The organism is Iamia sp., assembly GCF_035575815.1.
GTDB lineage: Bacteria > Actinomycetota > Acidimicrobiia > Acidimicrobiales > Iamiaceae > Iamia.
The window spans coordinates 1-20,063 of the sequence record NZ_DATLXO010000095.1; the positions used below are offsets into that span (position 1 = coordinate 1).

The window sequence follows — 20,063 nt, forward strand, 5'->3', positions numbered from 1 at the left end:
GCCACGACGACCACAGCAGGGCTCGCCGTGACCGCCACCTACGACCCCAACTGGTACGCCACCGGCGTCAAGATCAGCGACCCCGACTTCGACGCCATCCCCCTCCACCGCCACGACTGGCACGGCGACTGGAACTACACCATCACCCCCACATGACCACGCGACTTGATCCGCGGCGGGCCCTAAGGTGGTGCCGTCGTTCCACATGGAGTCTCATGCCCCGCCTGGTGATGCAAAATCTTTCTAATGGGCTTACCCAGTTGGCGAATGCACCGGCGCCAGCATGCGGAGCGCTGGACGTGTCAGTGGCGGCTCACGCGTCGATAGTTTCCGCGGGCACGGAGCGGATGCTCGTGGATTTCGGACGAGCGTCTCTCGCAGGGAAGGTGCGTGGTCAACCGGAACGCGTGAGTGAAGTCCTCGACAAGGCCCGGACCGATGGGATCGGTCCGACCGTCCAAGCCGTGCGATCGAAGCTGGCCCAGCCGATCGCTTTGGGATACTCGAGCTCGGGTGTCGTCGTGGGGGTCGGACGAGATGTGGCTGGCGTTGCCGTCGGTGATCGCGTGGCCTCCGCCGGACCCCACGCCGAGGTGTCCTCGGTACCGATCAACCTCACAGCCCCGGTACCCGACGGTGTCACTGCGGCCGATGCGGCGTTTGCGACGATCGCGAGCATCGCCCTCCAGGGCACGAGGCTGATCGCGCCGACGCTCGGCGAGCGGTTCGTCGTCGTCGGGCTCGGTCTCGTCGGTCTCATCGCCGTGCAGATCCTCGAGGCTCAGGGCTGTGCCGTGCTGGGCATCGACCCGAACCCAACCCGGCGCGCCCGAGCCGAGGCCTACGGCGCCGTCACCGTTGACTCCGGTGGCGATGTCCTGGGCGCCGCCCACGAGTTCACCGCTGGTCGTGGCGCTGATGGGGTGTTGGTCTGTGCCTCGACCAAGTCCAGTGAACCCATCCATCAGGCGGCGCAGATGTGTCGGCAGCGGGGTCGGATCGTCCTCGTCGGTGTCACCGGCCTCGAGCTCGACCGCAGCGACTTCTACGAGAAGGAGCTCACCTTCCAGGTCTCCGCCAGCTACGGACCGGGCCGGTACGACCCGGTCTACGAGCAAGGCGGGATCGACTACCCCGCGGGGTTCGTCCGGTGGACCGCCGGGCGGAACATGGAAGCCGTTCTCGGGCTGATGGCCACCGGCAAGCTCGACGTCGCCTCGCTGGTGACCCACGAGTACGCCTTCGATGATGCTTCCAACGCGTATGACACCCTGGTCTCGGACCCGGCCGCGCTGGGCATCGTCCTGAGCTACCCGCAGGCCGACCTGTCACCGGCCAGCCCCCTGCTCCAGCGCCGTGTCACGGTCTCATCCCCACGGACACGGCCAGGGTCGGGGCGGGTCGGCGTGATCGGCGCCGGCACCTTTGCCGCCCAGGTGCTGCTGCCCGCCCTGGCCTCGGCCGGAGGGGACCTCGACACCATCGTGTCGAGCGGCGGTACTTCGGCGACCCTGGCAGCCCGCAGGTTCGAGGCCCGCCAGGCCAGCAGCGACACCGCCGACGTGTTCGACGCGGCTGTCATCGACACCGTTGTGATCGCAACCCGGCACGATTCCCACGCACGCTACGTCGAGCGGGCGCTGCGGGCCGGCAAGCACGCGTTCGTCGAGAAGCCACTCGCCATCACACGCGCACAGCTCGATGACGTGGTGGCCTGCGTGGATGAGCTCATCGGCGCGGGCACGAGGGTGCCTTTGCTCACGGTGGGCTTCAACCGTCGGTTCGCGCCCGTCACGGTGCGGATGGCCGGGCTGCTGGCCAAGCAGAGCGGCCCCAAAGCCATCACCCTCACCATGAACGCCGGCGCGATCCCCGCGCACCATTGGACCCAGGACGTCGCGGCTGGGGGCGGACGTATCGTCGGAGAAGCCTGCCACCTCGTCGACCTGGCCCGCTTCCTGGTGGGAAGCCCCGTTGCAGACGTCAAGACCACGGTGCTCGCGAGCTCTGGCCCGGTCGATACGGCCACGATCTCGCTCGGGTTCGAGGACGGGTCGATCGCCACGGTCAACTACTTCGCCAACGGGTCGAAGCGCTACCCGAAGGAACGCGTCGAGGTGTTCAGCAGCGGCCGGGTCCTGGTGAACGACAACTTCCGGACCCTCAAGGCCTACGGCTGGCCAGGGGTCCGAACCATGCGGCTCCGTCGCCAGGACAAGGGCCACCACGCGTGCATGGCCGCGTTCATCGCCGCCGTGCGGTCCGGCGGACCCGCTCCGATCGCGTTCGACGAGATCGTGGAGGTCTCGGATGTGGCGCTGCGAGCTGCTGGGATCGATTGAGAGACCAATGGGGAGCGGTGTTCGGGGCCTGATCGGAAGCCGCCTACGATGGGCACCGCCAGAGGAGGGGACGGACAGTGAAGGTGTGCGCAGTCGCGGCCGCCCGGCCGAACTTCATGAAGCTCGCGCCCGTCGTGGCTGCGCTCGAGGCGGCCCGGGTCGAGGTCGTGCTCGTCCACAGCGGGCAGCACTACGACCCGATGATGAGCGACGTCTTCTTCGAGGAGCTCGCCTTGCGGGAGCCCGATCACCACCTTGGTGTCGGATCGGGCACCCACGCGGGGCAAACCGCCGGGGTCATGGTGGCCTTCGAGCCACTCCTGGATGCCCTTGACGCCGACGTGGTCATGGTCGTTGGCGACGTCAACTCCACCGTCGCCTGCGCCTTGGTGGCAGCCAAGGCGGGCGTGGCCGTCGCCCACGTCGAGGCGGGGCTTCGGAGCCGTGATTGGTCGATGCCCGAGGAGATCAACCGAGTTGTGGTCGACCGCATCTCCGATGTCCTGCTCGCCCCTTCCCCCGACGGGGTCGAGAACCTGCTCGCCGAGGGTCGACCGTCCGAGAGCATCCACCTCGTGGGCAACGTCATGATCGACACCCTGCTCACGAACCTCGACCGGGCCCGGGCCCGGCCGGTCCTCGGTGACCTCGGGTTGACCGAAGGTGGTTACGGCTTCGTCACCATGCACAGGCCTGCCAACGTGGATGACCCGTGGGTGCTCCGGACGGTCGCTGAGGCGCTCGTGCGCGTCGCCCGGGAGTGCCCACTCGTCTTCCCCGCCCACCCCCGCACGGCGCAGAAGCTCGACGCGCTCGACCTCGGGCCGGACATCACCGTCACCGGTCCCGTGGGGTACCTCGACTCCCTGGCGTTGCAGGCTGGGGCCCGCATCGTCCTCACCGACTCTGGAGGCATCCAGGAGGAGACGACGGTCCTGGGCGTGCCCTGTCTCACCCTTCGGGACAACACCGAACGGCCGATCACCATCGCCGAGGGCACCAACCAGCTCGTGGGCCGTGATCCCGAGCGCATCGTGAAGGCTGCTCGCGCCGTGCTCCACGATGGCGTCGAGACACGACGACCTGCGCTCTGGGACGGACACGCCTCCGAGCGGATCGTCGCCGCGCTGCTGGGCCGATGAGCCAGCAGTCCGCAGCGTTCATCGCACCCTGCCAATGATGATCATCGTCGGTGTCGTGGCTGCGGCCGCCGTGAGTGCGCTGCTCTGCCGGCCTGTGATCCGCCTGCTCGAGCGGCGAGCCGTGGTCGATGTGCCGGTGGCACGGTCGTCGCATGCGGTGCCAACCCCTCGGGGAGGTGGTGTGGCCCCGGCCGTCGGGGCATCGGTGGGGAGTCTCCTCGCCATCGGGGCGGGCGTCGGCTCGATAGCGACCATCGTCGGCATCGCCTTGGCCTTCGGCCTCCTCGGCCTCCGAGAGGATCTCTGCGGGGTGCCGGCCATCAGACGCCTCGTCACCCAGGTGGTGCTCGCTGTGGTGGGGGCTGCGGCGCTCCTGGCAGAGAGAGATCTCACACCCCTGCTGCTGGTCTTTGCGCCGTTGGCGTGGGCCTGGCTGATGGCCTTCGTGAACGCCTTCAACTTCATGGACGGGATCAACGGCATCTCTGCAGTCCAGGCCAGCCTTGCGGGGTCGGCCTGGGCAGCGGTCGGTGCCTGGCAGGACGATCAAGTCCTGCTGGCCACCGGCGCAGTGGTCGCCGCCGCCGCCGTGGCCTTCCTCCCGTTCAACTTCCCGCGGGCGAAGGTCTTCCTCGGCGATACCGGCAGCTACTTCCTCGGTGGTTGGCTGGCTGCGATGGTCGTCTTCGCCATCTTGTCGGGATGGACGCCGGAGATGGCCCTCGCTCCGGTGCTCATCTATCTCGCTGACAGCGGCACCACCCTCGTCCGCCGGGTCGTCCGCCGCGCGCCCTTGACCGAGCCTCACCGTGATCATGTGTACCAACAGCTCGTCATCGGCGGTTGGTCCCATGCGAGGACGACGCTCGTCGTCGCCCTCGGGATCTCCGTCTGCTGCCTGCTGGGTGCGGCGACCATGGTCGACGGGACAGCGACACGAGTCGCTGCCGATCTCGGTCTGGTTGTCGTCGTCCTTGTCTACCTGGCTGCGCCACGGTGGCAGGCTCGACGGCGTCCGACTCCGTCCGGACTCGCCCTGACCGGAGGCGCTCGATGAGGACCCTGATCGTCACGCACTACTTCCCTCCCGAGATCGGCGCGCCTCAGGCTCGTTTGAGCGACCTGGCCCGCTTCTGGAGTGAGACGGGCGATGACGTCACGGTGCTCACCGGCATGCCCAACCACCCCACCGGCATCATCCCCGAGGAGTACCGAGGTCGACCCCGGGTCGTGGAGGAGACCGATGGCTACCGGGTGATGCGGACCTGGCTCTACGCAACGGCGAACGAGGGCATCACCAAGAAGACCCTCGGACACCTCTCGTTCATGGCCTCGTCGGTCATCCTCGGCGGATGGCGCAGCGGCCGAGCCGACGTGGTGGTGGTGTCGTCTCCCACCTTCTTCTCGATCTTCTCGGCCTGGGTGCTCGCCAAGGTCAAGCGGGCTCGCCTCGTGGTCGAGGTCCGAGACCTCTGGCCCGCCATCTTCGTCGAGCTCGGGGTTCTCACCAACCGCCAGGCCATCTGGCTGCTCGAGCGCCTCGAGCTCTGGGCCTATCGCACCGCCGACGCCGTCGTGGTCGTCAGCGAGGGCTTCCGCGACGACCTCCTCCGACGGGGCATCGACGCTGCCAAGGTGCACACCATCCGCAACGGCGTCGACCTGAGTCGCTTCCAGCCGGGCGGGGATCCGGCGCCCGGGCGGGCCCGCCTCGGCATCGCGGAGGGAGAGGCTCTCGTCCTCTACATCGGCGCCCACGGGATCTCCCACGGCCTCGTCACGGTGGCTGACGCCGCAGACCGACTCCGCGACCGATCCGTCCACGTCGCTTTCGTCGGGGAGGGGGCGGCCAAGCGCGAGCTCGAGGAGCGCGTGACTGACCTCGGCCTGACCAAGGTGTCGCTCCACCCAGGGGTGGCGAGAGACGAGGTCGCCAGCCTGCTCGCCGCGGCAGATGTCTGCCTCGTGCCTCTCCGCGACATCCCGCTCTTCTCCACCTTCATCCCGTCCAAGATCTTCGAGTACTTCGGGGCCGGCAAAGCCGTGGTCGGGGCCGTGCGAGGTGAGGCGGCCGAGATCCTCCGTGGCGGTGGAGCACTGGTGGTCGACCCGGGCGACCCCCATGCCCTCGCCGGTGCGATCGCGTCGCTGACCGACGATCCCGAGCGCAGGGCCACCATGGGGATGCGAGGCCGGCAGTACGTCGAGGAGCACTTCGATCGCCGGCGGCTCGCCCGTCGCTATCGGGAGATCCTCCAGAGCGTGACCGGCTGCCAGGACGCCGAATGAGACCTGACGGCCCGATCCGCGTCCACGTGACCGGTGGGAGTGGGTTCCTCGGGGGCTTCGTCATCGCGTTGCTCATCGAATCTGGTTACGCCGTCTCCGCCCTGGCCCGGTCACCCGAGGCTGCCCACCGCCTTCGCACCCTCGGGGCTGAGCCCATCGACGGTGATCTCGAGTCGCCCGCGTCGGTTCGCGCTGCGTTCGCCGCGTCGGGGTCCTCGGTGCTGGTCAACATCGCGTCTCTCGGCTTCGGACACGCGCCGACCATCATCGCGGCTGCCACCGGCGCCGGCCTTCGACGGGTTGTCTTCGTCTCCACCACCGGAATCTTCACCGCGCTGAACGCACCGTCGAAGACCGTCCGCATCGCCGCAGAGCAGAGCATCCGCAACAGCTCGCTCGATTGGACGATCGTGCGCCCCACGATGATCTATGGCACCCCTGGAGATCGCAACATGTGGCGGCTGCTGCGCCTGCTCCGCCGATCGCCGGTGATGCCGATGCCCGGAGGCGGACAGAACCTGCAGCAGCCGGTCCACGTCGCCGACCTCGCCTCTGCCGTCGTCGCGACGGTGGGCGCCGACATCGCGATCGGCAAGGCGTACGACATCGGCGGCCCTGATGCCTTGAGCTTTCGCGAGATCGTCGCCCAGGCCGGCGCGGCAGTCGGACGGACGCCGAGGCCGATTCCGGTGCCGGCGCGATCGCTGGTCAGGCTCCTCACCTTGATCGAGCGGACCGGCCGGTCCCTGCCGATCAAGGCCGAACAGATCGAGCGGCTGGTCGAGGACAAGGCGTTCGACATCACCGACGCAGTCGCTGACCTGGGCTTCGCCCCTCGCTCCTTCGCCGAGGGGATCCGGTCCGAGGCCCAGATGTCCACGCCATGATCGATCGGGACACGGCGGGGCTCTACCTCCGAACGGTCAGCCACCTGCGCCCCGAGCAGGTCGTCCACCGCGTTCGTCTGCGTGCTCAGCAGGCGGTGCTCGCTCGATGGCCCGAACCGTTCCGGCGACGTTGGACGCACCGGGGGGGTCAGGCGCGATGGCCCGATGGGTTCGTCGCCCTCGATGCCGAGGTCCCACCGGCCTGTGGTCGCATTGGCGACCTAGAGGACGGCACGTTCAGCTTCCTCAACCAGGCTCGGGCCCTCGGCACACCCATCGAGTGGGACCCCGTGGACGCCCCGCAGCTCTGGCTCTACCACCAGCACTACTGGGAGTGGGCCTGGACCCTCGCCAACGAGCCCGATCGTGACCGCGCCCGAACGGTGTTCGGCGAGCACCTGCGCAGCTGGTGTGATGCCACCCGGTTCGGTCGGTGGAACGCCTGGGCGCCCTATCCCACCTCGCTGCGGGCGTGGGTCTTCGTCAACGTCGCTCGCTCGCTCGCCGCAAGCACTCCCGTCGAGAACCTCCTCCGCGAGCAGATGCGGCTCCACGCCGGCTTCGTGGAACACAACCTGGAGCTCGACGTGGGTGGGAACCACCTGATGAAGAACCTCAAGGCCCTCATGGGCCTCGGTGTGTACTTCGGTGACCAGCGCCTGATGGAGAAGGCCGCGACACTGATCGCGAGCCAGCTCTCGGTGCAAGTCCTGCCTGACGGCGGACACTTCGAGCTGTCTCCCTCTTACCACTGCCAGGTTCTGGGCGATCTCATCGACATCAAGAACCTCTCGGAGGCCGCAGGAGCCACTGCGGTGGAGGGACTGGAGGAGGCAGTCGCTCGCATGCGTCGGTGGCTGGGAGCGATGCTGATGCCCGACGGCGATGTACCGCTGTTCAACGATTGTGAGCGCGTGGGACCCGCTCGGATCGCTGCGCTCCGCCCAAGGAGGAGATCTGATGATCTGATCACCGTCCTGCCGGAATCGGGATACGTGGTTGCGAGCCCGGGAGGAAGAATCCACCTCGTAGCGGATGTCGGGCAACCGTGCCCTCCAGACCTGCCGGCCCACGCCCAGGCCGACTGCCTCACCTTCGAGATGGCGGTCGACGGTGAGCGGGTGATCGTCGACCCCGGCACGTCGGTCTACGGGTCTGGGCCGCGGCGCATCTGGGAGCGGAGCACCGGAGCGCACAACACCATCACCATCGACGGAGAGGACCAGACCGAGGTGTGGGGCAGCTTCCGTGCCGGACGCCTGGCCCAGGCGACGCTGCACCGGGCTGAGGTCGTCGCGGGGAATGTCGAGATCGAGGCGTCCCACACCGGCTTTGCGCATCTCGATGGTTCGCCAATCCATCGGCGTCGGTGGACCGTGGCGCCCGGATCAGTGGTCATCACCGATCGGCTCGAGGGCAGCGGAGAGCACCGGGTACGGCTATGCCTTCTGTTCGAGGCCACCAGCCTGTCCGTCGAGGCCGTTCGGGCGGTGCTCGACCCCGAGGTGGACGCCGTGGGGTTCCGGGTCTTACTGCCTCGCTCCGCTGATCGAGACGCTTCTGGCGCTCAGCTCTCGGCATCAGTTGCGCCCGCCCAGCATGCGCTCGGCTTCGGAGATCTGCGGGATGCGACCGAGCTGGTGGTCGAGGGATCGGTCCGACTGCCCCACGAGCTCAACAGCCGCATCGTGCTCGTGCCCTGACGCGGCGGATCCGGGGGACCAGGCCGCTGGAGGGCTGCGAGTTGAACGCCCAGCCATGACCGCCGTCGGGTGGCCATCAGCCATACTGCGATGGCAGGAGATTCGTGAAGGGGTTGCATGAGCAAGGTCGTCGTCATCGGGCAGGGGTACGTGGGCCTGCCGGTCGCGGTGCGGGCCTCGGAGGCCGGTTTTGAGGTGATCGGGTTCGACGTGGCCACCGAGCGGGTCGGGCGCTTGGCCGCAGGGGAGTCCTTCATCGAGGACATCACCGATGTCCGCTTGCGCGCTGCTCTGTCGAGTGGGCGGTACCGCCCGTCGGCCGACCCGGGTGACCTGGCCGGTTTCGACGTAGCTGTGATCTCCGTGCCCACGCCGTTGCGCGATGGGGTGCCCGACCTCAGCTACATCGAGTCGGCCGCCGCCGGGTTGGCCCCTCACATGACCACCGGTTGCACCGTCGTCCTGGAATCCACGACCTACCCCGGTTCCACCGAGGAGCTGGTCGCCCCCGTGCTCGAACAGACCTCGGGCCTCACCGCCGGGGTGGACTTCCACCTCGGCTACAGCCCCGAGCGGATCGACCCTGGCAACGAGACGTGGACCTTCGAACGCACACCCAAGATCGTCTCCGGCGTCTCGCCCGCCTCCCTCGTCGCAGTGCAGGGCTTCTTCGACCAGCTGGTCGACAAGACGATCCCGGTGTCGACGCCCAAGGAGGCCGAGCTGGCCAAGCTCCTCGAGAACACCTTCCGGCACGTCAACATCGCCCTCGTCAACGAGCTCGCCATGTTCGCCAACGACCTGGGCATCAACGTGTGGGAGGCGATCGAAGCGGCCGACTCCAAGCCCTTCGGGTTCATGAAGTTCCCGCCCGGCCCCGGCGTTGGCGGGCACTGCTTGCCCATCGACCCCTCGTACCTGTCGTGGCGCGTGCGGCGCTCGCTCGGGCACACCTTCCGCTTCGTCGAGCTGGCCAACGACGTCAACGAGCACATGCCCGACTACGTCGTCCAGCGTGTCGTCGCCGCCCTCAACCAGCGCAGCCTGGCCGTGCGGGGCCAGGGCATCCTGGTGCTCGGCCTCTCGTACAAGAAGAACACCGGTGACCCTCGTGAGGCGCCGTCGAAGGAGATCGTCAAGCGCCTCCTGGCCCTCGGCGCGGAGGTCCGGGTCGTCGACCCCCACGTCGTCGCCGAGCAGGTGCCCGCCGGGGTGATCATGGCCCAGCTCTCCGCGGACGAGCTGGCCGCCGCCGAGCTGGCCATCCTCGTGGTCGACCACGATGCCTTCGACCGCCAGCTCATCGTCGACTCGGGGACCCATGTGCTCGACTGTCGCAACGTCCTGACCGGGCCCACCGTCGAGCAGCTCTGACCCTGAGCTACTCGACCGCGTTCACGATCGTCGCCCAGGGTGATTGGCTGGTCGTGGCCGATCCGTTCGGAGCCGACAAGGCGCTGCACCTGGTCATCGCGACCGGGGCGGTCGTCGTCCTCTCACGTCGCCTCCTCCCCTGGACCGCCGGGGGTCTGGTGCTGGTGGCCGGCATCCTGCTCGAGGTCGTCCAGGGCATCGGCGCCTCGCTGGGGTTCTCCCTGCCGTCGCCGATCGGTGGCAATGCTGAAGCCGCTGACGTCGTGGCCGACGCACTCGGGGCCGCCCTCGGCGTGTGGATCGCGACAGGTCAGGTCCCTCGATCCCGCCCGGCAGGGTTCCGGACCGGGCTCGCTTGCATGTCGAGCCTTCCCTCCCCGGACTCAATCACGGGCTGTACTCGGTGTGGTGAGGCGGCTACGGTGTGTGGCCGGCAACCTTGGGAGGGGATACGCCACATGAGGTCAGATGCGCGGGGCGCGAGTGCATTGAACGTTCCACCGGCACGGGTGAGGCGGATCGCTCAGGCGATCGCCGATCCGATGATCGCCATGGGCGCAGTGGTCCTTGCACTGTGGATGCGCTACGAGTCCGACGTCCCGGCCGGGTCGATCGACGCCCTGCCGCTCATCCTCCTGATCGTGGGCACGACCCAGCTCCTCGCCGGGTGGTCCCAGGGGCTCTACATGGGCCGCTGGCGCTTCGGGGGCTTCGAGGAGGTCTGGGCCCTGGCCCGAGCAGTGGCCATGACCACCGTCGTCCTGCTCGGCGTCAACGTGGCCGTGGCGTCGCGGCCGATCCCGCTCTCGGCGTGTGTGGCCCAGGGCATCATCACCTTGTTGTTCACCGCCTCGTTGCGGTGGTCGTGGCGGCTGTTGCTCGAGCGCAAGCTGCGCCCCGCCGGTGAGGACCTCACCCGGGTCGTGGTCGTCGGCGCCGGTGAGGCCGGTGACCAGCTGATCCGCTCGATGATGCGCAACCCCGAGGGGCCCTACGTGCCCGTGGCGCTCATCGACGACGACCCCCACCTGCGCAGCCTCCGCATCCTCGGGGTGCCCGTGATGGGCACCTCGGCCCAGGTCTGCGACGTGGCCCGACGGGTGGAGGCCACCACCGTCGTCATCGCCCTGCCGAGCGCCGAGGGCTCGATCATCCGGGACATCTCCGCGGTGGCGGGCGACTGCGGGCTCGAGGTGCTGGTGCTGCCCCCGGTCGCCGAGCTGCTGGGCGGAGGCGTCGACGTCGCCGACGTGCGGCCCCTCACCGAGGCCGACCTGCTCGGCCGCCGCCAGATCGACACCGACCTCGACCGCATCGCCGGCTACCTCACCGGCATGCGGGTGATGGTCACCGGGGCCGGCGGGTCCATCGGCTCGGAGCTGTGCCGCCAGATCTACCGGTTCGCCCCCGCCGAGCTCGTCATGCTCGACCGCGACGAATCCGCCCTTCACGCGGTGCAGCTCTCCATCGAGGGGCGGGCCATGCTCGACTCGCGCAACCTCGTCGTGGCCGACATCCGCGACGCCCGGCGCATCGAGGCGGTCTTCGCCGAACACCGGCCCCAGGTGGTGTTCCACGCCGCCGCGCTCAAGCACCTCCCGCTGCTCGAGATGCACCCCCAGGAGGCGCACAAGTCGAACTGCACCGGCACCCAGAACCTGCTGACCCCGGCGCTGGCCCACGGGGTCGACCACTTCGTCAACATCTCCACCGACAAGGCCGCGGACCCGACCAGCGTGCTGGGGTGCTCGAAGCGGATCGCCGAGCGGCTCACTGCGTCGGCCGCGACGCACGCCGCCGGGGCGTTCGTGAGCGTGCGGTTCGGCAACGTGCTCGGCAGCCGGGGCTCGGTGCTCACCGCGTTCCGCAGCCAGATCGAGGCCGGGGGACCGGTCACCGTCACCCACCCCGACGTCACCCGCTACTTCATGACCGTCGAGGAGGCCGTCGAGCTGGTGATCCAGGCCGGGGCCATGGGCCGCGACGGCGAGGCCCTGGTGCTCGACATGGGCGAGCCGGTCCGCATCGACGACGTGGCCCACCGCCTCATCGAGCAGTCCGACCGCAAGGTCGACATCGCCTACACCGGCCTGCGCCCGGGCGAGAAGATGCACGAGGTTCTCCTCAGCGCCGCCGAGGACGCCCAGCCCTCGTCGCACCCCCTGATCTCCCGAGTCGCGGTGCAGCCGCTGCCCCCCGACGTGCTCGACCAGCTCGACGCCGTCGACGAGGCCGGAACGTCCGAAGCCCTCCGCATCGCCGCCTCCAACCCGGTCGCCTCCGGCCCCATCATCGGGGGCTGAGCCTCAGGGGCCGCCCCGGCGAAGCTGCCGACCGAGCCGTCCGCCTCCACTGTCCGCGGCCGTAGCCGGGTCGACGCGACAACTCGCGACCGCTGCACGCGGCCGTACGTCGGCGTACGATCCTCCCGTGGCTTTGACCATGAGCTCCACTGAGGCGAGGGCGGCGCTCCCCGAGTTGCTCGATCGCGTCCTTGCGGGCGACGAGGTGACCATCACGCGCCACGGGCGCCCGGTCGCGGTGGTCGTCCGGCCCGATGCCCTCAGGGCGCGCCGCGCGGACGAGGCCTACGTCGCCGCGGCCCGAGTGCGAGAGGCGCTCACCGCAGGCCGGTCCGCCGATCTGTCATCGACCGGGACGCTCCGCGCGTCACGCGCCGAGGAGCTGATCGCCGGGATGCGCGCCGGACGCGGCCGCAGCTGAGCGACGGGCGAGCCCCGTGGATGCCTTCGATGCCGAGTGCTCATCTAGTGGGGCTCGACGCTCAGCGGGTCTCGCGGGTCGAGGCCGAGGCGCACCACGACCTCGCCTCCACCCGACAGATCGTGTTGAGGACTCCTGTGGGCGGTTTAGGGTGCGGACGTGGCAGCGGAGGCGATCGTGGTCCGACCGAAGATCAGCGCTGACGCGTTCGAGGCCGGGGTATCGGAGAAGGTCGACCGCCTGATCGCGGTCTACGGGGCCAGTGGCCTGGCCGCTCTGCTCGGCGCCTCCCGGTCGCAGCCCACCCGCTGGCGGGCGGGTCACGAACGTCCCGCCCGGCCGACGGTGCAGCGGCTGCTAGCTCTGGACTTCCTCACCTCGCGGCTGGCCGAGGTGTTCACTGCCCGCCAGACCGAGGTCTGGCTCGACAGCCCGAACCCCTACCTCGGCGGAGCCGCCCCGGCCCGGGTGTTCATCCAGTTCGGCGGCTCTGCGGTCGAACCCGCCATCTCCGCGGTCGAGGTCGGGGCCGTGGTGTAGCGCGTGTTCCTCCACCGCGTGTGCCCGGTGGACCCGGCGGCGCAATCGGGCGAGGCATGCCACCCGGCGTTCGTCCCACCGTCGAGCGGCTAGCACCGGATCGACAACCCGGCTCGGTACGACACGCTCTACCTGTCCGGCACGCCTCCGGGTGCGGTCGCCGAGCGGTTCGGCACCTTCCCCGAATGGGGCGACTGGCTCACCGAGCATCCCCGCGGCTTCCGGCTTCGGCTCGTCACCTTCGACCTCCCCGATGACAGGGCCGTGCTCGACCTCGACGATGCCGATGCGTTGGCCCAGCGGTCGCTGCGGCCGTCGAGGGTCGTCACCCGAGACCGGGCCACGACGCAACGCTGGGCGCGCGCCGCCTTCGACGAAGCCCAGTGGTCGGGAGTTGCGTGGTGGTCGTACCACGACCCCGACTGGATGAGCTGCGGCCTGTGGTCTGCGGTGGGCGCGCGGGCCATCGACGGCCTGACCGTCATCGACCGGACGGATCTCAGCGCCGACCATCCCGCGGTCGTCGCCGCCAGCCAATCGCTCCTCCGCGTCTGGGTCCCGTAGACGTCGTCGGCGGGGTTACCGCCAACGTAGCCGATGTGCGACATCACACCCGGGCGAATCTAAGCCTGGTTTATGATCGATCCGCATAAGATTGATAAGACGCGATAAGCTCCGTTGACATGGATGAGCTCGCCAACCCCTACCGTCCCGGAGCGGGCACCAGCCCGCCTGCTCTGCTGGGCCGCGATGAGTTGATCGACCACTTCGGGACGACGGTCCGGCGAGCGCTGGCGGGCCGGCCCGGCAAGAGCGTCATGCCGATCGGGTTGCGCGGAGTCGGCAAAACCGTTCTCCTGAACCGCTTCGCTGAGATCGCCGAGCAGGAGGGTCTCGCGGTCGGGTTCATCGAGGCTCCCGAGTCCGGAGACTTCCGGGTCCTGCTGGTCAATCGGCTGCGGAAGATCCTCCTCGCCTACGACAACGACCGAAAGACGGCGAAGGTCCTCAAGGCCCTCCGTGTCTTGAAGACCTTCACGCTGCAACTCCCCGACGGGTCCCGGTTCGCCATCGACGTCGATGCCCTGGCGGGGACGGCGGACAGCGGCGACCTGTCGGAGGACGTGACCGACCTGCTCCTGGCCGCTGGTGAGGCGGCGCAGGAGCGTGACAGCGGTCTCCTCCTCGCCGTCGATGAGGTGCAGTACCTGGCGGCGGAGGAGCTCGCCGCACTCATCACCGCGATCCATCGCACGACGCAGCAGGATCTCCCCGTCGTCCTCGTGGGTGCTGGTCTGCCGCAGCTCCCCGGGCTCGCCGGTGATGCGAAGTCCTACGCCGAGCGGCTGTTCGAGTTCCCACAGATCGGCTCGCTCGAGCGCGACGACGCGCGAGCGGCCATCGTCGTCCCCGCCGCCGATCGAGGGGTGGAGCTCACCGATCGAGCCGTGGGGGCCATCATCGAACGGGCGCAGGGCTACCCGTACTTCTTGCAGGAGTGGGGTTACCACGTGTGGAACGCCGCGGGCGCCAGCCCGGTGGAGCATGACCTCGTCGAGGCGGTGACACCTCGGGTGGTGAAGCACCTCGACGACAACTTCTTCCTGGTGCGGTTCGATCGACTGACCCCCGCCGAGAAGACGTACCTCCGGGCCATGGCCGAGCTCGGCCCTGGACCCCATCGATCAGGCGACATTGCCGGCCAGTTGGGCGTCAGGGTCGAGTCGGTGGCGCCGAGGCGGAGTGGGCTGATCTCGAAGGGGATGGTGTACAGCCCCGCCCACGGCGACACCGCGTTCACAGTCCCCCTGTTCGACGACTTCCTGCGCCGAGAGATGTCCTGACCCTACGGCGCCGCTGTCGCGGCGGCGATGCGCGAGCATCAGTCCCCATGGGCCGCAGCTTCGACGCCGTTCCCGATCAGCTCGCCGAGTGGATGGTCGCGCAGCCGGTGTGGTTCGTGGCCACCGCGCCGCTCGCCGGTGACGGGCACGTCAACGTGTCGCCCAAGGGCGACGACACCTTCCGCGTCATCTCGCCGACCGAGGTCGCCTACCTCGACCTCACCGGCAGCGGGGCCGAGACCGTTGCCCATGTGCGCGAGAACGGGCGGCTGACGATCATGTTCTGCTCGTTCGGCGACAAGCCCAACATCGTGCGCGTCTTCGGGCGGGGACGCGCGGTGCTGCCCCGCGACGAGCGCTTCGATGAGCTGGCCGGCCGGTTCCCTGCTCGTGACGGGGCACGGGGCATCATCGTGCTCGACGTCGAGCAGGTGACGAGTTCATGCGGCTACGCCGTGCCCCACATGGAGCTCGTCGGGCCCCGCGACACCCTGGCCGAGTGGGCTGGGCGCAAGAATGACGAGGAGCTGGCCGCCTACCGGGCCGAGAAGAACGCTGTGAGCATCGACGGCCTCCCGGCCCTCGATCCGTAGCCCGCTCGGAAGGTCCACCGACGACAAGGCGGAACATGCCAACGATGCGAGACGACGCCGAGGACGAGCGGCTGGCTCTCGCCGTGGTCGACCGGTGACGGACGGATCGTTGAACTCGGAGCCCGACGACGGCTCGGCCCCGAGACGGGGCGCGCTCGGCCCCCGCTGGCGTCGCGGCCTTCTGGCGCTCGCCGTCGTGGCGATCGTCGCGGTCGTGGTGGTCGTCGTCGACGCCCGGCGCTCGGGGCGCCTCGAGCCCTCGCCGACGTGTGAGGACGTGGAGCCCGGAGGCACCCGCTTCCGCTCGCCGCTGCCGCCGGGGACCGAACCCGCCGAGCCCGCACCGCCGGCCGAGGACAGCCCCGCAAGGGTCGATCCTGCGTTCCGCCCGGCGGACGCCGAGCCCGTCTACTGCGAGGACTTCGCGGATCCCTTCGTGCTCAGCACCGGGGCCGCGGTGGGCACCCGGATCTTCGCCTACGCCACCAACACCAGCGACTCGGTGCTGCCTGTGCTCTCGACGGGCTCACTGCTGCGCAGCGAGGAGATCGACGACGCCCTGGCCGAGCTGCCGGAGTGGTCCGAACCCGGTGCCGTGTGGGCTCCCTCTGTGCTCGAGCGGGACGACGGTGGCCTGGTGCTCTACTACACGACCACCCACCGCGAATCGGGGCTCCAGTGCATCTCGCGCGCCGTGGCCGACGACCCCCTCGGCCCGTTCGTCGATCTCTCGACGGGGCCGATCGTGTGCCCGGCCGACCTCGGCGGCGCCATCGACCCCAGCCCCTTCGTCACCGACGACGGCACTGCCTACCTGCTGTGGAAGAACGACGGGAACTGCTGCGACATCCTCACCCGCATCTGGATCCAGCGCCTGAGCGACGACCGCGAGGAGGTCACCGGCGAACCCAGTGAGCTCGTCGCCGCCGACCAGCGCTGGGAGGGCGGGGTGGTCGAGGGGCCGTCGATGGTCGAACACGACGGCCGGTTCCACCTCTTCTACTCGGCCAACGCCTGGGACACCGCCGCCTACGCCATCGGCCACGCCCGCTGCGAGGCGCCCGCCGGGCCCTGCACCAAGTCGGGGACCACACCGTGGCTGGCGTCGAGCGAGGGCGTCCGGGGCCCCGGCGGCCAGGAGCTGTTCGACGACGGGGACGAGCTGCAGATGGTGTTCCACGCCTGGCCCGGAGAGGTCGGCTACGACGCCGGCGGCTTCCGGAGCCTGTTCACCACCGGAATCGACTTCGTCGACGGCGACCCCGTCGTCGTCGAGTAGGCCTGCGCCGTTCACGATCCTCGGGTTGCGATCGTCGCGTCCCGGTCGCGCTGGTCGTCGTCGCAAGGGTGCCGGTACTGTGGCCGGTGCGCCTTCCCCGCTGATCCACCTCTGTTCCGGAGGACCGGCATGTCGCTCAGCGAGCGAAGAGAGTGGGCGCTGCCGGTTCGGGCGACGACGTGAGGCCCCCGGCGTCAACGCTGCGGCGCAGCGAGTCCTGGGAGGGTGGCCTTGATGGTGGCCGTCGTGCGCTCGGCCAACGCGGCGTAGGTCTGAAGCTCACTGTCGGTGATCTTCATCGACGGGATCTCTCCGTACTCAGCGCTGTGGCGCCGACGGCGCAGCGTCTCGGCCAGCTCGAGGTCCGGCGCCGGGATCACGGCCCGCAACTCGTGCATCGCATAGGCCAGCCGGGTCTTGTGGGCGCCGGGGGTGTTCTCGAAGCGGTAGCCACGGGCGCCCGCGTGGGCGTCGATCGACTTGCGCACGGCGTCGTGGCACAGCGACACGGCCGCAGTGCGGTCCGTCGGCGCCACCGCCCTGACCGTGTTGACGTGGGCTGCTGCTTGGCCGATGAGGTCCGCAGAACGACCATGGTTGATCGTGACACGGCTCAGGTCGCCTGTCGCCACGGCCTCAGTGAGCCAAGGCCCTGGGGTCACTGTCGCTCGAGTCTCGGCGGAATCCGCCCGTCCCGGATCTTGAGGGGCCGACTCGCCCTTGGGCGCTCGTGGACGCTCAGCCACGGCAGGCCGTCCGGCGTCGGCGGGTGCCGTCGAGATCGAGCTCGACGAGGGGTCGCTCGATCACGGTCGAGAGGAACGGGTCCGTTCGCCGGCCGTCCCAGCCGGCCGAGCTGATGACGACAGGGTTCACGTCGAGCCGCAGATCGGGCTCTAGAGGTCGGAGCGCGCTGCTGAGGGCCAACCAGTCGACGTCGCCGACCACGAGGAGGTCGAGATCCTGAGGCGGCGGACCGTCGTGGCCGAGGTGCCGAGCGGCCCAGGAGCCGAACAGGAATGCCCGCTCGACGGTCGCCATCTGCGCCAGCGTCGTGGCGATCTTGTGCGGCACACCCACAGTCTGGGCCATGATCGCCGCGATGTGCTCGGCCCACGGCAGGTCCCAGTTCGCCGACACGAGCCGGGAACGACCGAGGCGACGCACCGAGACGGTCGCGCCGGCTAGCAACCGGTTGACCTCGTGGGTGACCGTCGGCTGCGGCACGCCGGTGACCGTCGCCAGCTCACCGATGGAGAGCTCGACGTCGTGGTGCTCGAACAGGGCCGCGAGGATGCGTTCCTGGGCGACGCTGCGGAAGAGCGGCAGGTGTGCCCTCTCATTCACAAGGCCGATCATATCATCGCTGGAATGAATATCAATGACACACCTGCCGGACGCGTCGGGTCGACGGCGTCGATGAGGACCAGGGCCATCGGCGCGTGGGCTCGTCACGGTCGGCCTAGTGTTATAGTGTTCGTATGAGTCGAACGCAAGAACGCCGAGCCGTGCAGGACGTCGTCGACGTGCTGTGCGCACTGCCGCTCGGGCTCGAGACATCCACGTCCGTGGACGCAGGTGCTGACCTCACGGTCGAGACGTCGGACGGACGACGCCTCTCTGTCGAGGTGAAGGCGTTGCGGTCCCTTTCGCCCGCCGACGCGGATCGCCTGCTGCGCTCGCCCGACCGGCCGGGTCGCGTTCGGCTCCTCGTCGGAGATCGCCTCGTGCCGCGGGTCCGTGACCAGCTGCGCGATGGCGGCTGGAGCTGGCTCGACCGCCGTGGCCACCTCTACCTCAGGGCGCCCGGCGTCCTCGTCGACACCGACGTTGCCCCGCTCTCCGACGTCAGCCGGCGCGCCCGGCCCGTGCTGGAGACCGACGTGGGCCTCGACGTCGCCACCGCCCTGCTGACCGAGCCGAACCGGAAGCTGTCGATCCGAGCGCTCGTCGCGTTCACCGGCCGCTCGCTGGGCGCCGTCCACCAGTCGGTGCGGGGCCTCACCGACGACGGCTTGGTCGGGCCGGGCGGGCTTCCGCTCCTACCCGAGCTCTTCTGGGAGGTCACCGCCCGCTGGCGGCCGCGTCGCACCGCCCTGACCGTCGCGCCCGACCCCACCGACGAGCGGCTGGCGGGCCAGCTCGGTCTGCTCGCGCCGGCTGGAGGTTGGGTGCTGTGCGACACCTTGGCCGCCAATGCCTACGGTGCCGCCGCCGTCGTGCGGGGCGACCACCCGCCGGACTTCTACGTCCCCGACGAGCGCGCTATCCGCGTCGCACGCCAGGTGCTCGGCGACGCGTCGAGCCTGGAACGTCGGAGGGCCACGGTGGCCCTCGCTCCGGCGACGTGGACGTGCCTGCGGCCCGTCGAGCTCCCTGGCCCGCGAACGACATGGCCGGCAGCCCACCCAGTCGTGGTCGCGCTCGACCTTTCGGTCGATGCCGGTCGAGGTCGAGAGGTCCTCGATGGCTGGACCCCGCCGGAGCCGTTCGCCCGTGTCTGGTGATCCGATCGTCAGCCTCGCCGCTGACGGTGACGGCATCCTCACGCGGCTCATCGGCGCCGTCGACGTGTTCGGACGGGCGGCACTGCCGCCCTGGGCCCTCGTCGGCGGCCTCGCTGTCATGGTGCGGCTCGCCGAAGCACATCGCGTGACCGCCGACGTCGATACCGTCGCCGACGACGACGCCGGTCAGGTCGCGCCAGCCCTGGCGGTCCTGGCGCGCGAGCAGCACGGCACGGCGACGGGGAGCCGCTTCGTCCTCGAGGACGGCACGAAGGTCGACATCATCACGACCGGCTCGTGGACGGTCGCCGACCTCCCCGACGACGAGTTGGATCGGGCGTTCATCCTGTCCCACTGGTGGGCGGTTGCCACCGGCGAGGCCCTTGAGTTGCGGGTGATCGACCGCGACCGCATCATGGCGACCGCCTCGACACCGGTTGCGACACCCGCCGCCCTCGTCGCCTGCAAGCTGCAGTCGTGCCGACGACGGCAGCGAGACCCTGCGAAGGCGGCCAGCGACATCTACGACATCTACCGGCTGCTGGTCGAACACGATCGTAACGGAGCGGTCGCCGCGGCGTTAGCCAGCAGCCCGGAGGACCTGGGTGCCTGGTGTGCGGGGGCACTGCGCACGACCTTCGTCACCGACGCCGTGCGATCAGCGCGACGGCTGAACGTCTCCGCACGCGGGCCCGTCATGGGCCGGGTCTCGCCAGTCGACCTCGACGTCGTCGGCTCCCTGTGCATCGACCGCCTCGGCGAGGAACTGGAGCGTTGACCCTTCACGCTCCACCGATCCGTGTGGACGATCCGCGCGGGGTTGACGTGCGTATGGTGCT

At 69.5% G+C, this 20,063-nt stretch carries 19 protein-coding genes; 17 read left to right on the forward strand and 2 right to left on the reverse strand.

The window, feature by feature from the left end; translation table 11 throughout:
• The 15 genes from VNL12_RS10250 to VNL12_RS10320 form a co-directional block, all read left to right on the forward strand.
• On the forward strand, positions 1-156 hold a 156-nt coding region (locus VNL12_RS10250), incomplete at its 5' end, for an ISAzo13-like element transposase-related protein (RefSeq protein WP_414654874.1).
• A 410-nt stretch (positions 157-566) separates the two neighbouring features.
• A complete protein-coding gene (locus VNL12_RS10255; RefSeq protein ID WP_325594188.1) occupies positions 567-2,342 on the forward strand; it encodes a bi-domain-containing oxidoreductase in 1,776 nt (591 codons plus the stop codon).
• Between the two features lie 77 nt (positions 2,343-2,419).
• The gene (gene wecB, locus VNL12_RS10260) at positions 2,420-3,484 is read left to right on the forward strand and encodes a non-hydrolyzing UDP-N-acetylglucosamine 2-epimerase (protein ID WP_325594190.1); all 1,065 of its coding nucleotides are present in this window, start codon (positions 2,420-2,422) and stop codon (positions 3,482-3,484) included.
• 37 nt (positions 3,485-3,521) lie between these two features.
• Positions 3,522-4,541, forward strand: a complete 1,020-nt coding sequence (locus tag VNL12_RS10265) for a glycosyltransferase family 4 protein (protein ID WP_325594192.1) — start codon at positions 3,522-3,524, stop codon at positions 4,539-4,541.
• Positions 4,538-5,773: a glycosyltransferase family 4 protein gene (locus VNL12_RS10270; RefSeq protein WP_325594194.1), complete on the forward strand. Its 1,236-nt coding sequence runs from the start codon at positions 4,538-4,540 to the stop codon at positions 5,771-5,773. Before VNL12_RS10265 ends, VNL12_RS10270 begins: the two co-directional genes overlap by 4 nt.
• The gene (locus VNL12_RS10275) at positions 5,770-6,660 is read left to right on the forward strand and encodes an SDR family oxidoreductase (RefSeq protein ID WP_325594196.1); all 891 of its coding nucleotides are present in this window, start codon (positions 5,770-5,772) and stop codon (positions 6,658-6,660) included. The genes VNL12_RS10270 and VNL12_RS10275 overlap by 4 nt, the downstream gene beginning before the upstream one ends.
• The gene (locus VNL12_RS10280; RefSeq protein ID WP_325594198.1) at positions 6,657-8,363 is read left to right on the forward strand and encodes an alginate lyase family protein; all 1,707 of its coding nucleotides are present in this window, start codon (positions 6,657-6,659) and stop codon (positions 8,361-8,363) included. The genes VNL12_RS10275 and VNL12_RS10280 overlap by 4 nt, the downstream gene beginning before the upstream one ends.
• 117 nt (positions 8,364-8,480) lie before the next feature.
• Positions 8,481-9,737: a nucleotide sugar dehydrogenase gene (locus VNL12_RS10285; RefSeq protein WP_325594200.1), complete on the forward strand. Its 1,257-nt coding sequence runs from the start codon at positions 8,481-8,483 to the stop codon at positions 9,735-9,737.
• 551 nt (positions 9,738-10,288) lie between these two features.
• A complete protein-coding gene (locus VNL12_RS10290; protein ID WP_325594202.1) occupies positions 10,289-12,040 on the forward strand; it encodes a nucleoside-diphosphate sugar epimerase/dehydratase in 1,752 nt (583 codons plus the stop codon).
• Positions 12,041-12,167: 127 nt separating this feature from the next.
• The gene (locus VNL12_RS10295; protein ID WP_325594204.1) at positions 12,168-12,461 is read left to right on the forward strand and encodes a type II toxin-antitoxin system Phd/YefM family antitoxin; all 294 of its coding nucleotides are present in this window, start codon (positions 12,168-12,170) and stop codon (positions 12,459-12,461) included.
• A 159-nt stretch (positions 12,462-12,620) separates the two neighbouring features.
• On the forward strand, positions 12,621-13,001 hold the full coding sequence (locus tag VNL12_RS10300; protein ID WP_325594206.1) for a hypothetical protein: 381 nt from the start codon (positions 12,621-12,623) through the stop codon (positions 12,999-13,001).
• A 99-nt stretch (positions 13,002-13,100) separates the two neighbouring features.
• Positions 13,101-13,565, forward strand: a complete 465-nt coding sequence (locus tag VNL12_RS10305) for an RES domain-containing protein (protein ID WP_325594236.1) — start codon at positions 13,101-13,103, stop codon at positions 13,563-13,565.
• Between the two features lie 119 nt (positions 13,566-13,684).
• Positions 13,685-14,845 (forward strand): AAA family ATPase, encoded by a 1,161-nt coding sequence (locus VNL12_RS10310; RefSeq protein WP_325594208.1) that lies wholly within the window; start codon positions 13,685-13,687, stop codon positions 14,843-14,845.
• A 47-nt stretch (positions 14,846-14,892) separates the two neighbouring features.
• The gene (locus VNL12_RS10315; RefSeq protein WP_325594210.1) at positions 14,893-15,438 is read left to right on the forward strand and encodes a pyridoxamine 5'-phosphate oxidase family protein; all 546 of its coding nucleotides are present in this window, start codon (positions 14,893-14,895) and stop codon (positions 15,436-15,438) included.
• 109 nt (positions 15,439-15,547) lie between these two features.
• A complete protein-coding gene (locus VNL12_RS10320; protein WP_325594212.1) occupies positions 15,548-16,717 on the forward strand; it encodes a glycoside hydrolase family 43 protein in 1,170 nt (389 codons plus the stop codon).
• A gap of 194 nt (positions 16,718-16,911) precedes the next feature.
• On the opposite strand, the gene VNL12_RS10325 is transcribed toward VNL12_RS10320, so the two are convergent.
• Both VNL12_RS10325 and VNL12_RS10330 read right to left on the reverse strand, forming a co-directional pair.
• Complete coding sequence (locus VNL12_RS10325) at positions 16,912-17,253, reverse strand: hypothetical protein (RefSeq protein ID WP_325594214.1); 342 nt, start codon at positions 17,251-17,253, stop codon at positions 16,912-16,914.
• Between the two features lie 202 nt (positions 17,254-17,455).
• Positions 17,456-18,064, reverse strand: a complete 609-nt coding sequence (locus tag VNL12_RS10330) for a helix-turn-helix domain-containing protein (RefSeq protein ID WP_325594216.1) — start codon at positions 18,062-18,064, stop codon at positions 17,456-17,458.
• 134 nt (positions 18,065-18,198) lie between these two features.
• On the opposite strand from VNL12_RS10330, the gene VNL12_RS10335 reads away from it, so the two are divergent.
• Both VNL12_RS10335 and VNL12_RS10340 read left to right on the forward strand, forming a co-directional pair.
• Positions 18,199-19,224 (forward strand): hypothetical protein, encoded by a 1,026-nt coding sequence (locus VNL12_RS10335; protein ID WP_325594218.1) that lies wholly within the window; start codon positions 18,199-18,201, stop codon positions 19,222-19,224.
• Entirely contained in the window at positions 19,184-20,002 is an 819-nt protein-coding gene (locus tag VNL12_RS10340; protein WP_325594220.1) for a nucleotidyl transferase AbiEii/AbiGii toxin family protein, read from the forward strand. Before VNL12_RS10335 ends, VNL12_RS10340 begins: the two co-directional genes overlap by 41 nt.
• Positions 20,003-20,063 lie beyond the last annotated feature (61 nt).